At 67.6% G+C, this 19,949-nt stretch carries 17 protein-coding genes and 3 pseudogenes; 2 read left to right on the plus strand and 18 right to left on the minus strand.

Features of this window, described 5'->3' with window-relative positions; genetic code table 11:
• Window positions 1-8: 8 nt before the first annotated feature.
• The 13 genes and pseudogenes from ACTIR_RS22920 to ACTIR_RS27510 form a co-directional block, all read right to left on the minus strand.
• A pseudogene (locus tag ACTIR_RS22920) lies at window positions 9-857 on the minus strand (SAM-dependent methyltransferase).
• 111 nt (window positions 858-968) lie between these two features.
• Window positions 969-2,129, minus strand: coding sequence for a hypothetical protein (locus tag ACTIR_RS22925; protein ID WP_026454420.1), 1,161 nt, complete (start codon window positions 2,127-2,129; stop codon window positions 969-971).
• 14 nt (window positions 2,130-2,143) lie between these two features.
• Window positions 2,144-2,989: a thiopeptide-type bacteriocin biosynthesis protein gene (locus tag ACTIR_RS0111635; RefSeq protein WP_026454421.1), complete on the minus strand. Its 846-nt coding sequence runs from the start codon at window positions 2,987-2,989 to the stop codon at window positions 2,144-2,146.
• A 22-nt stretch (window positions 2,990-3,011) separates the two neighbouring features.
• Entirely contained in the window at window positions 3,012-4,226 is a 1,215-nt protein-coding gene (locus tag ACTIR_RS0111640; RefSeq protein ID WP_026454422.1) for a lanthionine synthetase C family protein, read from the minus strand.
• A gap of 124 nt (window positions 4,227-4,350) precedes the next feature.
• Window positions 4,351-7,311, minus strand: coding sequence for a lantibiotic dehydratase (locus tag ACTIR_RS22930; protein WP_199285606.1), 2,961 nt, complete (start codon window positions 7,309-7,311; stop codon window positions 4,351-4,353).
• Between the two features lie 90 nt (window positions 7,312-7,401).
• Window positions 7,402-7,611 (minus strand): FxLD family lanthipeptide, encoded by a 210-nt coding sequence (locus ACTIR_RS22935; protein ID WP_034239512.1) that lies wholly within the window; start codon window positions 7,609-7,611, stop codon window positions 7,402-7,404.
• A gap of 33 nt (window positions 7,612-7,644) precedes the next feature.
• Window positions 7,645-8,895 (minus strand): methyltransferase, FxLD system, encoded by a 1,251-nt coding sequence (gene fxlM / locus ACTIR_RS0111655; RefSeq protein WP_026454423.1) that lies wholly within the window; start codon window positions 8,893-8,895, stop codon window positions 7,645-7,647.
• Window positions 8,896-9,010: 115 nt separating this feature from the next.
• Entirely contained in the window at window positions 9,011-9,379 is a 369-nt protein-coding gene (locus ACTIR_RS25920; RefSeq protein ID WP_154663731.1) for a hypothetical protein, read from the minus strand.
• A 428-nt stretch (window positions 9,380-9,807) separates the two neighbouring features.
• Window positions 9,808-10,539, minus strand: coding sequence for a 5-formyltetrahydrofolate cyclo-ligase (locus ACTIR_RS0111660; RefSeq protein ID WP_199285607.1), 732 nt, complete (start codon window positions 10,537-10,539; stop codon window positions 9,808-9,810).
• A gap of 16 nt (window positions 10,540-10,555) precedes the next feature.
• Entirely contained in the window at window positions 10,556-11,761 is a 1,206-nt protein-coding gene (locus ACTIR_RS0111665; protein WP_199285608.1) for a helix-turn-helix domain-containing protein, read from the minus strand.
• A 57-nt stretch (window positions 11,762-11,818) separates the two neighbouring features.
• Window positions 11,819-12,703, minus strand: a complete 885-nt coding sequence (locus ACTIR_RS0111670; protein ID WP_065388574.1) for a phosphotransferase family protein — start codon at window positions 12,701-12,703, stop codon at window positions 11,819-11,821.
• Entirely contained in the window at window positions 12,703-13,881 is a 1,179-nt protein-coding gene (locus ACTIR_RS22940; RefSeq protein WP_233345893.1) for an XRE family transcriptional regulator, read from the minus strand. Before ACTIR_RS22940 ends, ACTIR_RS0111670 begins: the two co-directional genes overlap by 1 nt.
• Window positions 13,882-13,884: 3 nt before the next feature.
• Window positions 13,885-14,049 (minus strand): annotated as a pseudogene (locus tag ACTIR_RS27510) (helix-turn-helix transcriptional regulator); the annotation flags it as partial.
• A gap of 233 nt (window positions 14,050-14,282) precedes the next feature.
• Between ACTIR_RS27510 and ACTIR_RS25445 the strand changes: the two are divergent.
• Window positions 14,283-15,064: pseudogene (locus ACTIR_RS25445) on the plus strand (IS5 family transposase).
• A 272-nt stretch (window positions 15,065-15,336) separates the two neighbouring features.
• On the opposite strand, the gene ACTIR_RS0111690 reads toward ACTIR_RS25445, so the two are convergent.
• Window positions 15,337-16,326, minus strand: a complete 990-nt coding sequence (locus tag ACTIR_RS0111690) for a zinc-dependent alcohol dehydrogenase family protein (RefSeq protein WP_026454429.1) — start codon at window positions 16,324-16,326, stop codon at window positions 15,337-15,339.
• 181 nt (window positions 16,327-16,507) lie between these two features.
• Between ACTIR_RS0111690 and ACTIR_RS25450 the strand changes: the two genes are divergently transcribed.
• Window positions 16,508-16,831 (plus strand): ArsR/SmtB family transcription factor, encoded by a 324-nt coding sequence (locus ACTIR_RS25450; RefSeq protein WP_233345887.1) that lies wholly within the window; start codon window positions 16,508-16,510, stop codon window positions 16,829-16,831.
• Between the two features lie 110 nt (window positions 16,832-16,941).
• Here the strand turns inward: ACTIR_RS25450 and ACTIR_RS25455 are convergent, their stop codons facing one another.
• The 4 genes from ACTIR_RS25455 to ACTIR_RS25925 all read right to left on the minus strand — a co-directional run bounded on the left by ACTIR_RS25455 (window position 16,942) and on the right by ACTIR_RS25925 (window position 19,949).
• On the minus strand, window positions 16,942-17,607 hold the full coding sequence (locus ACTIR_RS25455) for a CocE/NonD family hydrolase (protein ID WP_233345888.1): 666 nt from the start codon (window positions 17,605-17,607) through the stop codon (window positions 16,942-16,944).
• A gap of 96 nt (window positions 17,608-17,703) precedes the next feature.
• Window positions 17,704-18,450, minus strand: coding sequence for an NADPH-dependent F420 reductase (locus ACTIR_RS0111700; protein ID WP_026454431.1), 747 nt, complete (start codon window positions 18,448-18,450; stop codon window positions 17,704-17,706).
• 40 nt (window positions 18,451-18,490) lie between these two features.
• A complete protein-coding gene (locus ACTIR_RS0111705; protein WP_199285609.1) occupies window positions 18,491-19,072 on the minus strand; it encodes a TetR/AcrR family transcriptional regulator in 582 nt (193 codons plus the stop codon).
• A 133-nt stretch (window positions 19,073-19,205) separates the two neighbouring features.
• Window positions 19,206-19,949, minus strand: coding sequence for an MFS transporter (locus ACTIR_RS25925; RefSeq protein WP_154663733.1), 744 nt, complete (start codon window positions 19,947-19,949; stop codon window positions 19,206-19,208).

The following is a 19,949-nucleotide window of genomic DNA, read 5'->3' on the forward strand; positions in this document are numbered from 1 at the left end:
GACAGGGTTCAGGGCTTGCGGGCGACCACACATCCGACGAGGCGCTGGGCGTCGTTGAGTGGACGGAGTGCGGGACCGTCGGGTCACCACGAGTCACAGGGCACCACCTCGGGCGGCGATCCGGCAGCGTGCGGGATGACTTCCAGGCCGGGCACCATCTCCAGGATCTGGTCGGCGGTGCGGAACACTCCCGAGCCCATCGGGCTGTCGAGCATGGACCGCTCCATCGCCCGCGCCGTAGCCGACAGCTCCGGAATCTCGGGGTCGTAGAAATGGGACACCGCCACGAACGAACCGGACGGCAGCGGGTCGACGTAGGCACGCATCACCTCGGCGTAGTCGTCACCGAGGTAATGGTGGAGGGTGGAGACATGCAGCAACCCGATCGGCTCGTCGAAGTCGAGGTGCTCGCGCACGAGCTCATGCTCGTAGACGTCCTTGGGCCGATAGATGTCCGCGTCGGCGATCCCCGTGTGCTCGTTCTCGGCCAGCAGCGCGTTGCCGTGCGCCAGCACCACCGGGTCGTTATCGACATACACCACCCGGATCCGCTCGTCGATGCGCTGAGCCACCTGATGGGTGTTCTCCGCGGTCGGCAGACCCGAACCACAGTCGAGGAACTGGGTGATGCCCGCCTGATTGGCCAAAAACCGCACCACGCGAATGAGGAAGTTCCGGTTCCCCCACGCCATGTCACGCACCTCGGGCGCGGCGGTCCTGATCGCGTCGAGCACCTGACGGTCGATGGCGTAATTGTCCTTACCACCGAGGGCCGCGTCGTACACGCGGGCGATACTGGCCCGGGTCGGATCCACCCCGACCGGCGTCGAGCTGGGTGCGTTCGCGGGTTCACCCATGGTCGTCTCCCGTGACGTGTCGGACGCGGACAGTGACACGATAACTGGTCCTCCCCCCCCGGCGGGGATACCAGTGGGTACAGTGATCGTCCGGTGCGGCGCCAGGGGGAATCAACTTCTCAGGACTCGGGTGAGGACCTGTTCGCTGAGGTCGAGCGCGGTAACCAAGGGCGGCGGAGGGCCACAGGACGACCGGCGGTTGACGAGGCCGGCCAGAATCCCGGCCGGTGTCTCGTTCCCGTGGTGAAGGCCAGCGGACGAGACGACGCTGGTCAATGCTCGCCGGTCCGTGTCGGACAGGCCGGGTCCGCAGGCTCGATGGGCGAGCACGTCGCGGGCGGTGTAGGCGTCCGTCGAGGTCATCGCCCGACGTGTGATCTCGGTGGCGAGTGGGGCGTGAAGAGTGTCGTCGGCGAGGTCGAGCACGCAGAGGCCGAGGCGGCAGTGGAAAACCGGCGGCGGCGGTTGCTTGGCGAGTTCGAGGTAGCGCTCAACCATCGTCGCTCTGGACGGCTGGGCGTCACTGCCGGAGAGGGTGCGGCACAGCGTGGCGAGGTAGGACGCGACGGCCTGTTCCCACAGTTCCGGTGTGGAGCTGTGGTTCACCAGGTCGAGGGCGTGGTCGTAGTCGCCGCGGACGAGGTGGGTGATGATGGCGACCTGTCTGCCGTCGAATATCCGGTCGCCGATGCCGTTGTGGCGTTCGGTGTGTTCGAGCGCGTCGTCCCAGCGTCCGGCACGGGTGAGCGCCCGAGTGCCGTCGGCGAGCAGCACCGTCCAGAGGAACCGGAGCAGTTCCCGCCGCCCTTCCCGCCCGTCGAGGAGGTCGTTAAGGTCGATGGTCCGGTGATCGATCTCTGCAGCGGTCCTGTCCCTGAGTGTGCGGTAGGCGTTGGTGAACAGCTTGTGGGCACGGGTTCCGTGCCCGTTGCGGATGTGGAGCCGTCCGAGGTTGACGAGTGGTTGCAGGGCGAGCTTGGCCGTTCTCGGCTCCAGCGGTGCGTGAGCGTGGAAGAGGTCGAACTGGCGCCAGCACAGCTCGCGCGCCCGGCCAGTCAGGCCGCAGTCGCTGAGCAGGAGTGCCGCCTTGTTGTGTGCTTCGGCGGCGGAGACGAGCCGGTGCTCCTCGGGCCCCTCGTCTGCGGCGTGTGCGAGTTGAGTGATCTCCTCGACACAAGCCGGGAGCGCCCGACAGGCCGGTCGTGGCCTCGGTAGGAGGGGGAACCATGCGGTGAGGCTGTAGCGGAGGTCGTCGTTGCTGGGGTTGCGCACGGCACGTGGTCCGATCAGTCGAAGACGAGCGTGGTCGCGGTGTGGGCGAGCAGGGTCTGGTTCGTGGGGGTGAGGCCCCACCGGTTGAACGCGAACAGCACGTGGTGGGCGAGAACGGCGCGGATGCCTCGTTGAAGTGCGCCGTCCCGCGCCAGCTGCGCCAACCGCTCCCCCGCGTGGTCGAAGGCCGTAAACCATCCTGTGGCGAAGCTCAGGCCGTTGTGGGTGTCGCGGACGAGGTCGACGGTGTCGACGGTCATCAGCCGACGCACGGCCGGTTGCAGCGCGCCCAGCCTCTCGGGTGGCAGTTCGTCGGCTGGTCGGCGGTGCTGTGCGATCCGGGCCCAGATGTCTCCCTGTTCGTACCAATCCTGTCCGGCAGCGCGGAACAGGCGACTGCACAGCAGAACCGCCAGCTCCGCCCGCCCCACAGCCGCCGGGGCGTCGGTACGGAGGAGGTCGAGGTACGTCAGCAGGTGGCGGCTGTCCTGGTGGAACAAGGTGTGCGCCAATGCCATGCCGGTGTCGCCGCCGAAGGCGTGCACCTCGGGTTCGTACAGGCCCGGTGTCGTCGACGGGGTGTGCTTGTGGAGGAGGGCGAGCGCGTCGGTAGCGGCGGACTCGTCGGGTGGGAGGATGCGCACGCGCCAGCAGGGCCGGCGCCGCGCGGTTTCGTGTGCGGCGAGACTGTTGCGCTCGTGGGGTCCGGGTGGTTCGGTTTTGCGCATGAAGAACCAGGTGTCGATCAGCCCGGCGTCTTCGGCTTCGGTGAGGGCGGGCCGGAGACGGGTGAGCGCGGCTTCTTCGACGGTGCCCCAGTCGGGGAACCGGACGTTGAGTTGACGCCATGACGGGGTCACGTGACGTTCCTTTCCCCACCACTCAGGTCAGCAGCAGGCAGGAGTCCCACCCGCTGTGTGGGGGCGCGTCGGTGCCGAGGGTGTGCAGTGCCAGGGCGATGCCCGCTGCACCGTCGAGGAATTCGGGGTTGTGCGGGGGCGGCGCGAGTCGATCGAGGAGCCGCCGGCGCAGGCCGGGCAGGGTGGTGGCGAGGTCGCCGGTGTCGGCGTCGGCGGCCATGCGCCACGCGGTTTGGACGATCCCGGCCAGACCGTGGCACAGGCCGAGGTCGGTGACGCGGTCGAGCTGGGCAGGGTCTCGAAGGACGCTCACCATCGCGGCTTCGGCGAGGTGCGTGCGGCCGGGATCGTGCAGGGCCAGGCCGGCGAGTTGCTGTGCGCGGGCCAGCCCCACGGTGCCGTAGCACCAGCGTGGCGCCTGCCGCTGGGACGTCGCGACGTATCCTGCTTCCCCGTTGTCCCGGGTGATCACGCCCGGCCACCACGGACCCGGCTGCTGCCAGGGATCCAGCCAACTGCAGATGCGGGTGATGGCGTCCCGATGTCCGTCGACGACTATCCCGCGCAGCAGGGCCAGTGACAACAGCGCCAAGGGTGCGGCGATGCCGTGTGACATGCCGATATTGCCGTGACCACCGGGGAACTCGGCGGTCACCGCGCCGTTGGGAGACACCTCGGTCCACCATCCGGGCAGGTCGGCGCGCGACCCCGGCAGGGGTTCGGTCAACCGGACGAGGTAGCTCAGCACGGCGCGGGTGATGTCGTGATCGGGGTGGTGTCGGAGGTGGTAGCTGCCGAATCCGGCCAGCCCGCGGAACAGGTCGAACTCGGCCAGGATTGGACGCTCCCCGCGGTCGAGGCGCGCGTGCGCGAGGTCGAGACGCGCCCGGGTGAGCTCGACGGTCTTCGCGTCCAACGCGGCCAGGGCCGGTGGGCACCGGCGGGCGTCCTCGGCGACCGAACGAGTCAGGAATCCCAGGGCCGCGGCGCCGTAGAACAGGGTCGCGTTGCGGCCGGTGCTGAGGTCGTCGCCTGCGGCAGCCGACAGCCAGACGCGGGCGGTGTCCCAGGTGCCGTGGCCGCAGCGGGCCCGTTCGAGGTGCAGCAGCGCGACGCCCGCCGCGCCGCCGAGCAGCGACTGCGGCCGGGTACGGCCCCTCCCGCTCTGCGGGTAGCTCGTCTGCGGGTCGGCCAGGTGGTCGGCGAGCTCGTCGACCGCGGGCGAGGGCCTCGGCATAGCTCACGGTTGTCCTCCGGTGCGGGCGTTCCAACGCAAGGCGGCGGCACGAGCCAGGCGTAAGCAGGCCCGTTCGTCCTCGACGGCGACCCCGGCCATGCGGACGTGGTGCAGGTGCAGCAGATCAGCGAGCACACCGGCGGGTTCGGGCCGGCCGGAGTCTTCCAGGGCGCGGCGGTAGGCGGCCAGGGCCCGTCGGCGGTCCTGCCAGGTGGCCGCGAGGTCCCCACCTCCGGGGCAGGGCACGAACGGCGGCCCAGTCCCCGCGCGGATCAGCCAGACGCAACGCCGCCTCGTGCAGCGTCCGCTCTGGCGCCGGGCCCGACGGGGTGCGGGCGTGGTCGAGCAACCATCGCATCCCGCCGTCGGGAGCGTCGTGGAACGAGCAGGCGAGGTTGACCATGCTCGCCGCGGCCAGGGCCATCCCCGGGACCGCGTCGCGGTCGAGGGTGCGCAGCTGGGCGAGCACCGCGCGGGAGTCGGCGGCGAACACCGACTCCGCGGCTTCCCTCGCCGCACCAGTCCCGAACCGGCCGGTTTCGGGGTAGTAGGTGTCGAACTGCGCGCGGCCGACGAGCCCCCGCTCACGGAGCCGGGCCACCCACCGGTTGATTTCAGCCACCATGCGGGTGGCTTCGTCGGGGTCCCGCAGCCGGAATCGCAGGCGCAGGTGCGGGTCGGGGTCGTGGTAGCGCAGGAACCACCACTCCGGCTCGCGGTCCCAGGCGGACAACAGCTCGGGCAGATGGCCGAGGAGCACAGCGTTGTCCCGGTCGGGATGCGTGTAGAGCTTGACGTAAGCCCACTGTTCACTCCCGGGGAGATGTCCGTGTTCGCGGCCGAGGAGGTGCGCCGACCAGCGCGGCGACGGGGTCGAGGTGGTGGACACCAGCGGGATCACCACCTCGTGGGCGTGCCCGTCGAACCAGCCGAACGCCTCCTCGTCAGGTGCTTCCCGCAACGCGATCCCTCCGGTGCGTTCCAGCTCGATACGCAGCAGCGAAAGGTGGGCCGGCGTGTGCAGGTGCAGCCGCATCCGGCGGTCGCTGTCGCCGACATGGACCGTGTCCGGGACACCGGCACGCTCGCGCCACTGTTGAAAACCTGCCACCCAGTCGCGCCACCCGGCTGTCGTGCCGGGCAGGTCCACGGGCTCCAGCCGCCACCGGGCGGGCGCCAGGATCGTGCGGCGGTAGCGGACCCGGGGCAGGAACGGCAGCCGACCGGCGTGTCCCCAGGAAAACGGAGCGCACGGGGCCGCACGAGCCGTGTTGATCTCGGTGAGGAACCGCACGAGTGGGTGCGCGTGGTGCACCATTTCCACCGCGCTGAACATCACCGGTTCGACCGGGCGGCGCTGCGACAGCGACAGCAGGACCAGGCGCTGGGCATCGGCGGTCACCGCGAGATCCTCCAGCGGCACCCTCGTGGTGTCGGCCGGTTCCCGGTGCTCGCCCAGCGAGACCACCGCGGGCAGCACCCGGGGGCTGCGGGCGACGTTGTCCGTCCGCGGGTACAAGGCCGGTGCCGAGACCTGGGCCGGGAACCCGGTTTCGCACACCGTCGGCAGGTCGGCGTAGGCGGTAGCGAACCGTCGTTGATCCTCGGTGTCGAGCAGGTCGAGGAAACGTCCGGTCGTGGCGCCCGCGCTCCGCGAGACCCCGGCGACGACGAGCCCGAACTCACCCCGATCCAACGCGGCACGGGTGGGGGCCTGCACACACAGCCGGAGTTCGGTGTGCGGCTGCACCGCGACGTCGGCGCCGCCGGCAACCTCTAGCTCGGCGAGCATGTCGTCGTCCAGGACGACTTCCCTGCTCTGTTGCCACGCCGCACGCTGGGCCCACGCCATCAAGGTCGCATCCCGCTCCGACAGCGACCGTTCGACCGGTGCCCTCCGGGGCGCGTCGCGGTACCCGGCCGGGAACCCGAGGCCGCTATCGGCCACCAGCTCGGTGACCGGCACCACCGCCTGCGGGCCGTACCGTTCGATGAAGCGGCCGTGGTACTGCTGCCATTCCGGGCTGCCGAACGGCCGCGGCGCCAGGCGCACCAGTGCCGCCGCGGCGGCTTCGGCCTCCCGGGCCACCGCGTCCGGCAAGGCCAGGTCGCAGTCCAGCCGCAGATCCATCCCGACGGGGCGCTCGCCGGACGCCACGCCCGTCACCGCGTGGGACATGCCCGCGCGGCACTCGCGGGCATGCCGTGCGGAGTCGGCCCCGTTGTGCCCGATCATGTCCCGATGGAGCGCGCGGATCTGCTTCACCGGACCTGACACGCCGTCCACCGAGTCGGCCTCCACCTCGTCCAGAGCCGCGACGACATGCGTCAGCGGCTCGGTCGCCGTCATGGGAGGCCGCAACTGGGTGACCAACAGGCCCTGCCCGACGAGTTCCGCCAGCATCGGCTCCAACGCGGAGACGGGCGCGTCGACCTCGGCCGCGACCTTGTCGGCCGCGTCCCTCATACGGATCGGTGTAACCGTGGCCCGCATGACGGCCTGCACCACACTCGTGTTGCGGACCGACACCTCCCCCGGCCCCTCCACACCCGCGGCGGCATGTCGGCCTTGCCAACCCAACACCAGCCTGCCGTCACGCACGGTCGCGGCCGAGTTCGCCACGACCCGCAGCCGCCCACACAGCTCACGATCGGACTCCAGCTGCGTCAGGACCGCGTCCAACCATGCGGCGTCCACCCGCGCCACCGCCCGGTGACACCGGCCCCAACGCACCGACGTGGAGCGAGCGAACGTCGTGGCGGCCACCCCGGCGAACAGCCCGAACGGAGTCGCCCGACCGGCCGCCCGAACCAGGTAGCGCGTCACCGACACCGCCGCGCGGCGCACCTCACGCGCCGGCCGGTCGGGTTCCCGGCACACCGTGCGGACCCGGCGCGCCAGCACCGGACTGGCCACCTCCACGGCCGCCGCGAACTGCTCGATGGCCCATACCCGCTGCAACCACGCACGCCACTGCCCCACATGCTCGTCGGTGTCGCCGGAAAGGTCAGGCCACCCGGCGCTGTCCCCAACACCGGCAAGAGGCGCCGCCCGCACAAGAGCGGCATCGATCACCTGATACATACGCCCCCACGAAAGAAGGAGCCGGGCGGCGGCGCGAACACTCCGCCACCCGGCTCACTGGGTTCTCACCTCAGTACCGACGCGACGGGGTCACGGGCAGGTCGGTGTACAAGCTGACTCACAGGTGCTGCCGCAGCCGTCATCGGTGGGCCGCATGAGCTCCTCGACAACCGGACCGGACTCGGCGAAACGGATGTCGAGATCGAAGTCCTCGGGGGCAGGCGACTCGGCCGCCACGTCGGCGATGGTGTCGTGATCCTGCTTCGGCGAAGCCGACTCGGACTCGGTGGAAAGTGTCAACGGAGCCTCCTTGATTCGATGATCTTCGTTGTCTTACGAGAGCCTTGTGTGGTCAGGGTTCTCGCGCTCCGGCCAGGAGACGACGACGCGTGTGTGCCTCTTCTCGGTGACGCGCCCCCTGGGGAGTTCACTGGTTGGCGTTGCGGCGGGAAAAACTTTGATGTGCGCACCGGGGCCACCGCGCAAGTCCCGGTCGAAGCGCCGCAGCAGCTCGACGTAGTCGTGGGCGACCGCGTCGGCTTCGGGACCATGTGCGTACACGCCGTTCTCGAACGAGTCGGTGCCCTCGATAGGCCGTTTCGTCCGATAGGCGAACGATGCACCACGGATCAGGGTCGGAACCCCCTGCTGTGTGGACCGCGCGACCAGGCCACGGTCGATCGCACCGTGTCGCGCCGCGAGCAGACCGAACACCGGCGCTGCGGTGGCGATCCAGAAGTGCGTTTCATCAGGGCGATCGAACTCGATACCGGGCCAACGTTCCAGCCGGGGTGACTGCAAGGACTTCTGCAAACCCCGGATGTCGAGAAGTTGTTCTTCCTCGACTCGTAATGCGACCTCGGCCCCCTCGAGCGGGATCAGGCGTTGCTCGCGGGCACTGGATCCTTGCATCGGGACGAACCCGCACAGGCGGTATCCTGTGCTGACCAGGTGCGCACCGTCACGTTCGAGCACCACCGACCGGGTCAGTCCACGCATCCGCAGTGGAACGATCAGTCGTCCGCCCGGAGCAAGCTGTTCCCACCAGGCCGGGGGGATGTCCCACGCGCCGGCGGTGACGATGATCCGGTCGAACGGCGCTCCAGCCGTGTAACCGTGCTCAGCATCGCCCAGAGCCACGGTCACCCGTCCGTACCCAGCAGCGTCCAGACTGCCACGGGCACGCTCGACGATGTCCCGGTCGATGTCCAGGGACACCACCGTCCCGGACTCACCCACCAATTCGGCGATCAGGGCGGCGTTGTACCCACCACTGCCCACCTCCAGCACCCGCATCCCGGGCTCGAGCTGCGCCTGCTCCAGCATCGTCACCTGAATGTGCGTGGCGCTCAGTGAACTGGTCGCCAACCCCTGCCCGTCCCGCTTGGTCACCAGCGCCCGATTCGCCGCGTACACGTTCTCCAGCGGCTCCTCAGGAGCGAACAGATGCCGCGGCACCGCCCGCACCGCCTCCGTGAGCGCTCCGCTGCGGAGATCACCCCACTCCTGCAGTTCACGCACCATCGCCTCACGGCGGGCGGCGGCGTCATCAGCGCCGCTGCCAGCTTCATATACTGTCGTCATCACACACCTTCAGGTCGTTGTACGTCGTGGTTCCACCGGATGACGTCGGCCGTAGTCCAAGGACAGCTGGACCATCTGATCCGCGAGCCTGGAACCAGTCGGCAGCCCGGTCGGATCATCCACCCGGACGATCACGGCTGCATGGAACCGCCATGCTCTGGCTGCGTCCTTCGTTACCCAGGAGCACCTGAAAGCAGGCGGCCAGTGGGCGCGTTGTCAGCACCCTCTCCCCGAGCACGAGCGAAGCAACTGGTGTGAAGTGTCCGTGACGTCCGAGGCCGGGCATAAAGGCACCCAGCACGTTATCGAGACCGCGGAGCACAGCAGGGTCGACGAATCCCCAGTCGTCCGTACCGGCGATCAGGGTGGGTTGACGCGGCCCGTTGCAGAAGCGCCAGATGACACCGTCATGCGCGGCTACGGTGAACAACTCGTCGACACCCGCGGGAAGCGCGGTGTCTGTGGGCTGGTGGTCAGAGGTCATCAATGGCGGTACCGGTTCGTGTTCGGCTACAGGTGCGGCTGGTTGCGGCGAGGCACCGGGGAAGGAAGGCGGGGACGCACCGTGGGTGGCCTCGCCGCAACCGAGTGGCAGTCAACCCGGCCCGAGGGTGAACGACCAGAGCACACTGGCTGCACGAAAGCTGCACCACGGCTGCACACGCGGAATTGACCTGCACCGATGCTGTGGTCGTGATCACTACAATCACCCGATCAAGTGGAGTCATCGCTCGGTCGGCTATGGCTCCGTACGCCATACTTGGCGAACGGCGAACGCACTCGGGGGTGGGATGGCGCGCCAGCGACATGGAATGGCCGCACGCCGTGCCGCCCTGGGCTACACCCAGGAGCGCTTCAGCGGTCGGGGTCGAGCGCACAGCACCGTCTAGCGCTGGGAGACCGGCCGAACCGTCAGCGGCCGTTCTGCAATGACTGGAGGACCGGCATTGCCGCGACCTGTTCTGCACTCAGATCGGCCCAGTCGAGCCCGCTGGGGCGGCGAGGAGGCGCACAAGTGATGACCTCGTCGGTCGTGACAATCACGTCGACGCTGAAGTCGTGGCTCGTCTCGGGAATGTCGTCCTCGACCACCTGGAGCGGATGCACAGTCGTGACGATCGTGGTCGCGGGCCCGATCAGACCGGCCTGGGCGAGCAGGGCGACTTCAATGTCCGAGTAACCGGCACCCTTGCCAAGTCGCACACCTCGCCGGTTGACAGCGACGCTGCCGCACACGATCAGGTCGACCGGCCGAAGGTCGGTCAGACCGACGTTGCGCGCAACCGACGGAGCGACGCGACTGGAAGCAGCGTCCTCGGCAGGGACGGCCAGCTGAGTGGGGTCGAGCAGATAGAAGGGTTGTGGCGGCGCAAGCTTCGGTGCGGCCATGTAGACGACCTTGCCCTCACGCAAGGCGCGGGCACGAGCCGGGAGTTGAGCTTTATCCGGCACCGCCTTGATCACGCTGGCCGCCTTCCACGCTGACAGGGCCGCGAGTTGATCAGCGGCGCGGTCGGCACCGATGAAGTTCGGGATGCGTCCGTGCGCACTGCCGTCGCCAGCGACGACACCCTGCTGGTCCAGCAAGTCCCATACCTGGCGCCGGATGGTGTCCTTGCGCCCGTCCACCTCGGTCGTGGTCACTGGGTGCGACTCCTCGTCACGCTATAGTTATCAGGGAGAACAGTCGATCGTAGATGTCCTGGACGACAGGCTCGCCGCGCCAACGGCGCAGCTTCCGCACAGCGTCGGACACGACGTTCAACCCGCCGCCACCCCGGGTGGCCTCCAGGACGTCGATGGCATCATGCAGGCTCGCCGCAGCCGCATCCAGGTCACGCTGGTGAAGATAAGCGAGGCTAAGGTTGCCCAACACGATCGCCCGGGACTTGCTCTGTGCGGTCATGGCTTGAGCTGCGGTATCGAGGATGCGTTGGGCGCGGCGGTGGTCGCCCAAGAACAGATAGCAGGAGCCGGCCAGCCGATCGAACTGGGTCTCGGAGAACAGATGCGCGGCACCGTCGGTGGCGCGGACGCTGCTGAAGCTGTATTCCGCGGAGGCCAGTGCTGACTCGCACTGCCGTGTGTCGCCGAGCATGGCGTGGGCTTCGGCCGAGTGCAGCTGCGCCAGTCCAGTCAAGACCTTGCTGGCCGAGCGCGCGACCTCGGCAGTCTGTTCAGTCAGCCGCAGCCCTTCGATGGGATCGCGCTCCCCGTAGAGCGCGAGATAGCTGGTGCGCAGCAGCGCATGCCCTTCGGCAGTCGGGCTATCGATCTCGCGAGCCGCAGCAGTCGCTTGCTCGAAGTACTGCCGGGCGGTCCGGTGATCCCGACGCTGGGAAGCATCCCACACCAGTTGCCCCATCAACGTCGCGGCCGTGGCTTCGGCAGCGAAGAGGTCACGCTGCAAGGCGCCGTCGCCGCCATTGCGGGCAAGAAAGCCGATCTGACCGAGGGCCTGGCCGGTATCGGCCAGCAAGGATGTCGAGGGCGTCCGGTCATACCGCTCATCCAGGCCACGGACTTCCTGCCACAAGCTCTCCACGGTGACCTGGTCAGCACTGTTCGGGGAGCGAAGGGCATGCCCGGCCCGTCCCCTACTCGACGGCAAATTCGGGTCGACTTCTGAGGTGAGGAGGTCGGCGAGCTCGGTGGGCGAAACACCGAGTGCACGGGCGAGCCGGGGCTGCTTGCGCGCCGGCGGGGTGATCTCTCCAGACTCCCACCGATAGATCGTCGACCGATCGGTTCCCAAGCCAACAGCGGCGGCAAGCTCCTCTTGGGTCATCCCCATCGCGCGGCGCTGCCGCGCAAGACGCAGCCGTTTGCCGGACATGCAACCCCCGATCAACCAGTGCAACTCCATGATCCTCGTCGAATTTTCGCAGGTCAAGGCGATTCAGGCAGTTCGACTATTCAAGGTCTAGAATGCGGTCCAGGTCCACGGCCGCGAAACCTCGCCCCGTAGGCACGCGATGCGGTGCTGTGCTTCGCGTGCGGCCTGGGTGCTGTTGGCGGCCTTGCCGAGGGCGAACACCACCCAGCGCAGCTCTTGGATATCGGCAAAGACGCGGAATGCTGAGCTGGTCGTGACATCACACCCGCCGTAGGCCGCGACGAGATCGCGATAGTCGGTGCTGCTCAGCCGGGCGAAGTCGACATGGTCGACCGCGATGGGGATCAGATCCCAATCGGGATGACCGCAGGAGACGTGTTCGAGGTCGAGCAGAACCGGTGTGCCGTTCTCAGGGACGGCGACGTTGCCTTGCCAGGCGTCTCCGTGTACGACACGGTCGGCCTGGTCGAGCTCCACGCTGCCCAGTTGTTGGCGCAGTTCCTGGAGACGCCGGACCAACCACTCTTGGTCATCCCCGGGCAGGTGCTGGGCTGCGGCGACGCGCTCGTCAACCCCAGCGAAGGGATCGAAGCGAGGTAGCTTCAGCTGCTTAGGCAGGCTGAGCGCGTGCAACGATCGCAAGACGGCGCCGAGCTCTGCCGTCGTGGCCGGGCGGTGCTCTGGTAGCTGTTCCCACCAGGTCACGGGCCGACTGCCCACCAGGGTCGGCTGCGGAACGCCGTCGAGCGCCCTGACCACCGCAACGTCGGAGTCGGTGAGCCATCGAGCGATCTCGACCTGTCGCGCAGCGTTGTCGCCGGTGTGCTCCGGCCCGATCCGTGCAACGACACGACCGGGCAGCTGGTACATCACGTTGGAGCCATCGCGGATCAAGACCGCGTTCGTGGCATCGAGGCCAGCCCGTTGCGCCGCGGTGGCGAGTACGTCGTCTGCTGTCTCGCGAGGTGCCATCACCCCGCTGATGGTGTCAGGTCGACGTCCGCCCCAACGTGGCAATGTCGTGCCTCAGCTCGGCGACATCGCTCAGCTGCACGTGAGGAGCAGCACTTTGAGCAAGGCTGCGGAGTTCGGTCGTGAGCCGTTTCGACCGTAGTGCGGCCGTGTCGATCACGGCCTGACGGCCGATCGGCACAGCTTCCCGTGGATACCCGGTGGCCATCATCAAAAGAGGCCAGCCGCACTCGGGAGAACGTCCGCGAACGCGGGTAGTCGGCGGCCTGTAACTCGACCGCAGCGGTGAGCCGACCGGCAGCCAGCTCCGGGTTCCCGCATGCTTGCGCGATGGGGATCAACGCCTTACCGGTGCTGCCCTGGTGTTCGGCGGCGTCGTAGTAGCACAGCCAGGGCGGGTCGGCGTCGGGATCATGGTCGGCAAAGTGAGCGTCCACGCGATCGACATCCGCTTGAGCTTCGGCATATCGGCCGGTCAGCGCCAACAGCCGAGCTTGGATCGTGGTCAGCATCGCCCGAGCCGTGGCGGTGAGCAGATCGGAACGTACCTGGGCGAACTCGATCAGTTCCAGGGCGTCGTCGACGTTGCCCAGATACGCGGCCTTGCGCGTCATCTCCGCCAGCGTGTTCGCCCGCAGCGCCCACGAACCCGACTCGTCGGCACACCAGAGCGCGAACTCGAAGCACCGATCGGCGGCGGAGTAGTTGGCGATGTCGAACGCGGAGAATGCAACGACGCTGGCGAGGTTGCCGACTGCTTCAGTGACGCAGCGGTGAACGTCCCTGGGAGCCTGAACCTCCAGCAGCTGTCCAGCCCAGCGCAGTTGCGCTGCTGCCGCCTCGCACGAGAGTCCGCCGCCGAACAAGTTCTCCGACATCGCTACCGCACGCGTGGTCGGCCGAACATGCTCGACCTCCGTCCAGCCGAGCCGTGTAGGTAGTGGAGTTTCAACGACGGTGTCGGCCAGGAAGTCGCGCAGGCTTCCACCGAGGTCGATACCGCCCGGGTAGTCGTGGGCACGCCTGGAAGTTCTGAACTCGGTCAACGTCTGCTGAGGTCGAGAGGCGTCGCGTGGTCCCGTCGTCGCTGGCGCCGAACTGAGGCCGGCCTCGATCATGAGAAGCTTCGCTAGCTCATCAGGGCTCACGTTCAGCGCGCGTGCCAGCTTGGGCTGCACGTCGGGCCGCGGTACCCCCTTCCCGGGCTCCCACCGATAGATTGTCGAGCGCTCAACACCAAGCGCGGCGGCGAGTTGTTCCTGGGTTTTTCCACTGCGTGGCGCTGACGCGCGAGCCGGTCTCGTATACCTGGCACGTGACCGCCCCTCGCCATCGACTGCAACCATTCGATCTCGCCGTCATATTCGCAGGTCACAGGCCTTCGCGCAGCAACCGTGCAGCATCTGTGCAGCGATCTTGCTCTGATTCATCGTGCATCCCACCGGTTGACTACCAGCTGAGCACCCACCGCGGCGGACACCGACCGTTCGGCGAAGAGCAGTGCTCGGACCTGAATAAGGGGCTCGCTGCTTAGAGCCCCTAACACATTGATGATCTTGGTGTGGCTGCGCCGTGGGTGGTGTCGGATGAGTTGTGGTCGCGGATCGAGCCGTTGCTGCCAGTACGTCCTGCTGGCAGGACGGGGCCGAAGCCGTTGCCGGATCGGCAGGTGTTGCAGGGCATCCTGTTCGTGCTCTACACCGGGATCGGGTGGGAGGACCTGCCGCAGGAGCTGGGCTTCGGCTCGGGCATGACGTGTTGGCGGCGGTTGCGGGACTGGCAGGAGGCGGGGGTGTTCGACCGGTTGCACGAGGTGTTGCTGGCGGAGCTGAACGCGGCCGCGGTGATCGACTGGTCCCGGGCGTGTGTGGATGCTTCGCACGTGCGCGCGAAAAGGGGGGCCCGGACACGGGGCCGAGTCCGGTCGACCGGGCCAAGACCGGCTCGAAGCACCATGTGATCTGCGACGGTGGCGGCATTCCGCTGGCGGTGCGTGTCACCGGCGGCAACCGCAACGACGTGACCCAGCTTCTGCCGCTGGTCGAGGCCATCCCACCGGTGCGGGGACGGCGAGGCAGGCCCCGCCGAAAACCCGACGTCCTCGTGGCCGACCGGGGCTACGACCACGACACCTACCGCGAGGCGCTGCGGGAACGAGGGATCCGCCCGTTGATCAGCCGCCGCGGCACCCGCGACAACGTCCAGGCAGCACGGTGGGTCGTCGAACAGACCCTCGCGCTGCTGCACCAGTTCCGCCGCCTGGCCACCCGGTGGGAACGCCGCACCGACATCCACCACGGCCTCCTCACCCTCGCCACCAGCATCATCTGCTGGCGCCGACTCCCCAACCAAATACGTTAGGAGCTCTAAGGTGTCGACCTGAGCCTCGGCGTAGGCGTTAAATCGATCCCACTCGACACGGCGTCGATACCGTGGTCCCACGGCAGGCTTTTTTTCAAGCCGAGTCCGGGGCGTCGGATCAGGTACACCGTCGACCGGATTGCCGTGGGCGCGGCATCAAGACTGGGGCGCTTCGCAACGTCGCCAAGCCCGGCTCGGTCGGCTGGCCAACATCGACTACGAAACCACCATGCCCCAGTCCTCTGGCGGCCCAACCACTGTCGCAGCTTCCTTCAGACCCGAACGATGATCTTGCCGAGTTGCTGGTTGGATGCCATGTACTCGTGTGCGGCGACGATGTCGTCGAGCGCGAAGGCGGCGCTGATGACAGGCTTGAGGTCACCCTTTTTCAGTCCGTTGAAGACGAACTCCGCTGCTTGGGTGCGCCGGACGGGGTCGGTGGTGAGCTCGAAGAGCTCGTAGCCACGGATGGTCAAGTGCTTGCCCAAGACGTCCATGACCGGTAGCGGGGTGTTCTCCGATTCCAAGGCGCCGTAGACAAGAATGATCCCTTCCTCCGCGAGCGAGGCGGTGAGCTCGGCGAAGGCTGGACCGCCGACGGGGTCGAAAGCCACGCGGGCTCCGGCGCCGCCGGTGAGGCGGTGTACTTCGGCGGACACATCTTGTTCCTGGGTGGCGATGACCGCGGCCGCCCCGTGATCCAAGAGCGCCTGGCGCTTGCTGCTGGTACGGGACAACGCCACCGGCGTGGCTCCGACCATGGTGCAGATCTGGATCGCCGCCAGGCCGACACTGCTGGAGGCAGCAGGGATGAGCACGGTGTCGCCCTCACCAACTCCGGCCAGGTCGATCAGTCCGCCGTAGGCGGTAACGAACATCATCCAGGCAGCTGCGGCCTCGTCCCATGACAGGTGCTCGGGATGCTTGACCACAGCATGCGACGGGGCCAGCACAACCTCACCGTGCATGCCGTAGTCGGTCATGGTAAACGCCGGGATAACACTGACCGCATCGCCGTTCCGGACGTGAGTGACGTTCTCACCGGCTTCCCGGACCGTTCCGGCCACCTCGTAACCGATCTTGGCGGGCAGGGCCGGTTCTTGCACGTACTGCCCCTCGCGGAACATCTCTTCGGCCCGGTTCAAGCCCAACGCGTGAGCCTCGATCAGAACCTCGTCAGCTCCCGGTCGTGGAACCTCGACCTCGTCCAGACGCAGGACCTCGGGGCCTCCGGTCTCGTGGAATCGCACGATGCGTGACATGACCTGTCTGACCTTTCCCGTCGTGGGCGGACGAAGCACGGTTCGCCCCGCCCGCATGTTCACCAACTGTCGAACATAAACACTACCCCATGTTCGCGCTCCGTGGAACATCAGGGGTGCGATACTGGGCGGCATGGCAAGCAGGACCGCATCCCCACTGGTACATCCCCGCGAGGAGGACATGCACTTCCTCGATGTCGTCCACGCGTTGAGCGATCCGCTGCGGCTCGGGATCGTCGCGGCGCTGGCCAGGACGCCCAACGTGCCATGTGGCGGCTTTGATCTTCCTGTTGGGAAATCGGCCAGCAGTCGCCATTTCCGCATCCTGCGTGAGTCAGGTGTGGTGCGTCAGTGGGACGAAGGAACCCGGCGGCTCAACACCCTGCGCAAACCCGAATGCGACCGCCGCTTCCCCGGACTACTGGATCTGGCCATCGCCGAAGGCCAGTCCCTCCGGGTGGGCGTCACGCACCACTCCACCCCGGTGCCCAACGGCCGTCGGTAGAGGCCGTCCGCGCTGGGTGTGCTGTTCGGGGAGACGGTGGTGTGCTCTGACTGTGCGGGAGGCGTGTTGTTGATTCTCAGGCAGATCGGCCAACACCGCACCTGTAGTCGTTACGAGTTTGCCGGAACGACCGGCAGGATGATGTGCGATAGTCGGCCGGCGTCGTGGAAGATCGTCTGCCGTGCAGTACGCATGGTGACAGCGGTCCGGGCAGGCTCGCCGGTGTTGAGGTTGCGGTCCCAGCGCGGGAAGTTGCTGGAGGCCACCTGCACGCGGATGCGATGCCCGGCGAGGAAGACGTTGCTGGTGGACCAGAGATCGATCTCATGCTCGGCGGGTTCTCCCGGGGTGCCGTGTACGCGCACGACGCCGTCGACGATGTTGCGCGAGACGCCCTGGGCGTCGACGTCGCAGAGCCGCACCAGCCAGTCGGTCGAGGGCTCGTCGGTTGCGGCGTGCAGGCGCATCCGGATCCGCCCGGTGACTTCGAGGTTCTCGGCGCGCGGTTCGCTGGTGTAGGTGAGCACGTCGGTGCGCTGTTCGATGTCGCGCTGGTCGAATGAGCCGGCCGAGTAGTCATCGATCATGACTAGGTTACCGCCGCGCCTGATCATCAGGTCAGCGGGGTTGTACGCGTAGTGGTCCGGTGTTTCCGCTGAGGAGGGCCGGTTCTGGCTGAGCGTGCGCCCGACCCCGAGATGCCATGGGGGGGTGTCGACGGCCCGAGGGGCGCCGAGGCAGTACCAGTGCGGCGTGTTGAGAACAGGTGCGAGCACGGCGCGGTGTATGACGCCCGGGCATGAGCGGCTACCGGAGTGGGTTGGCGGAAGTGCCCGTTCAGGGGCGTCCGCCAACCCCGGTGTCGTGCGAGATCACATGAACAGGGCGCGGCTCAGGCGGACGCCCCATTCCGGCCCGGGGTTGGTCCGGGGGTCGCCGACACGTTCCATGATCGCCGCGACGGCGAGATCCCGTCGCTTCGGCGCCCGCTCCGCATCGGCGTTGGCCAGAGCGTCGGGTATCTCATCGGCGGTGAGGTCGGTGCAGTAGCACGGGTTGCCCGGCTGCTGCCGCCAGGACTCGGCGAGTGTTCCCGCGTCGAACCCGTCGAAGCCGGTGTCGTCGACCAGCTTCATTCCGACCTCGCGGGCCTTCGGGTCGTCGGCGGCGACAGGAATGGCGATCCGTCCAGGGGTTCCGGCGGGCTTCCCGTGGTGGGTCAGGGACCCGGAACCGATCGCGTTCCATGCCTTGACGATGGGGCGTCCCAGCTGCTCGGCGACCCAGAGACTTTCCACTTGACCCGCTTCGATCGCCTCGGTCTTCTCGTCGCGGGTGGGGTAGTAGTTGGAGGTGTCGATGACGACCGCGTCGGCGGGCGCCCCGGCGATGATCGGCGCGATCTGCGGGATGCGGTCGAGCGGGATCGAGAGGATAACCACCTCGGCGTCGCTCACGGCCTCGGTCGCCGTGGCCGCGCGCGCTCCGGTGGAGAGCACGTCGGCTTCGATCGTTTCCGGGCCGCGGGAGTTGGCCACCTTCACGTCATGCCCGGCGGCGCTCAACTTCTGCGCCACGGTTTTGCCGATGTGGCCAACACCGATGATGCCGATCTTCATCGTGAATCTGTCTCCTTGGGTCAGCGCTGGGCGGCATCAGTTATTCGCCCGCAGCGCGGTATCCGTATTCGATAAGGTCGCGGAGGCGACCCAGCGATTCCTGGTCCGGGGAGGCGGTGCTCATGGTCCAGGCCACCGACACCGCGGCGAGGAACAGGTCGTAACCGTTGACCCCATCGCGGACGTGTCCTGCTCGTCGTGCAGCGTGCACGTACTCGTCGGTGGTGTTGATGAGGATGTGGCACGGGACGGTGAGCGGATTGCCCGCGTCCTGTGCTCTTGCTGCAGTCATCAGTGGTTCGGGCAACCCACTGAAGGAGCCGAAATAGTTCTCCATGGCCCGTAGCCACCGCCGCAGCGCTTCCTCGGGGTCGTCGAGCTGGTCGATCTCTGCCCGGCGAGCTTCGAGTTCCTCGGAACGTGTCTGCAGCACGGCTGCCAGGAGAGCTTCCCGGGTGGGGAAGTGGCGGTAGAGAGTGCCAGGGCCCACACCCGCGTCCTTGGCGACCGCTTCGAGAGACGTACCGACGCCGTGCTCCATAAAGTGCCGCTGCGCGGTCTCCAGCAGTGCGGCGCGATTGCGTTGAACGTCAGCTCGGGGCTTGCGCGCTTGCTTGCCCACCGGGCTCATGTTTCCTCCCGCGTGACGTCCTACTCGTTCCACCTCCCATTAAACCGGAGGCCACCTCCGTATGAGACCAGGCTAAAACGGAGGCGGCATCCGGTCAAGTTGTGGATCCATCGAACTTGTACAGCTATCCCGCGATCGTCTTGACCGGGAGGAGATCGGGGTACCTTGTCGGCCGGTCGGAGACGTGCTCCCGCAAGAGCGCGCCTGCGACGGCTGAGATCAGCGCTGCCAAGCTCATGTACGCCGCCACGCCGATCCAGCTACCTGTGGCCCCTTGGATGGTGGTCGCGACGATGGGGGTGACCGACGCGCCGACCACTTCACCGAACGTGGTTCCGGTGCTCCCGCTGTAGCGGATGCGTGCCGGGAACGTGGCCCCCACCGGTCCGACAGCCAGCCGAACAGCAACGGCAGTGCGACCAGGAGCGTTCCCATGCACAGCACGAGCGAGAGCATGGTGCTGGAGTCGAGGACGAGGACCTCGACCCCGTAGGACACCGAGTACACCACGGGGACGTAGAAGCCGACGCCAGGCGCCAGCATCCCGAGCATCACCAGTACCATTTGCTTCCGGTTGGATCGGAACACTTCCGCGAGTGGTCGCTTGGGGATCGAGCCTTCCTGCCTGGCTCGGGTGAACTAACTCTTCGCTCTCCTCCAACTTGATCCGGATGTAGAGGCCAACGATCACCAGTGCGGCGCTGAGCAGGAACGGCAGTCGCCAGCCCCACGCGCGGAAGTCGTCCTGCGGAAGCTGGGACACCGCCAGGAACACCAGGTTGGCGAGGAGGAAGCCCCAGCCGCCACCCGAGCCGATGAACGCGCCGAACAAGCCGCGCAGTCCGGGCTTCGCGCGCTCGACGCTCAT

This window comes from Saccharomonospora iraqiensis subsp. iraqiensis (assembly GCF_000430445.1).
In the GTDB taxonomy this organism is placed as follows: Bacteria; Actinomycetota; Actinomycetes; order Mycobacteriales; family Pseudonocardiaceae; genus Saccharomonospora; species Saccharomonospora iraqiensis.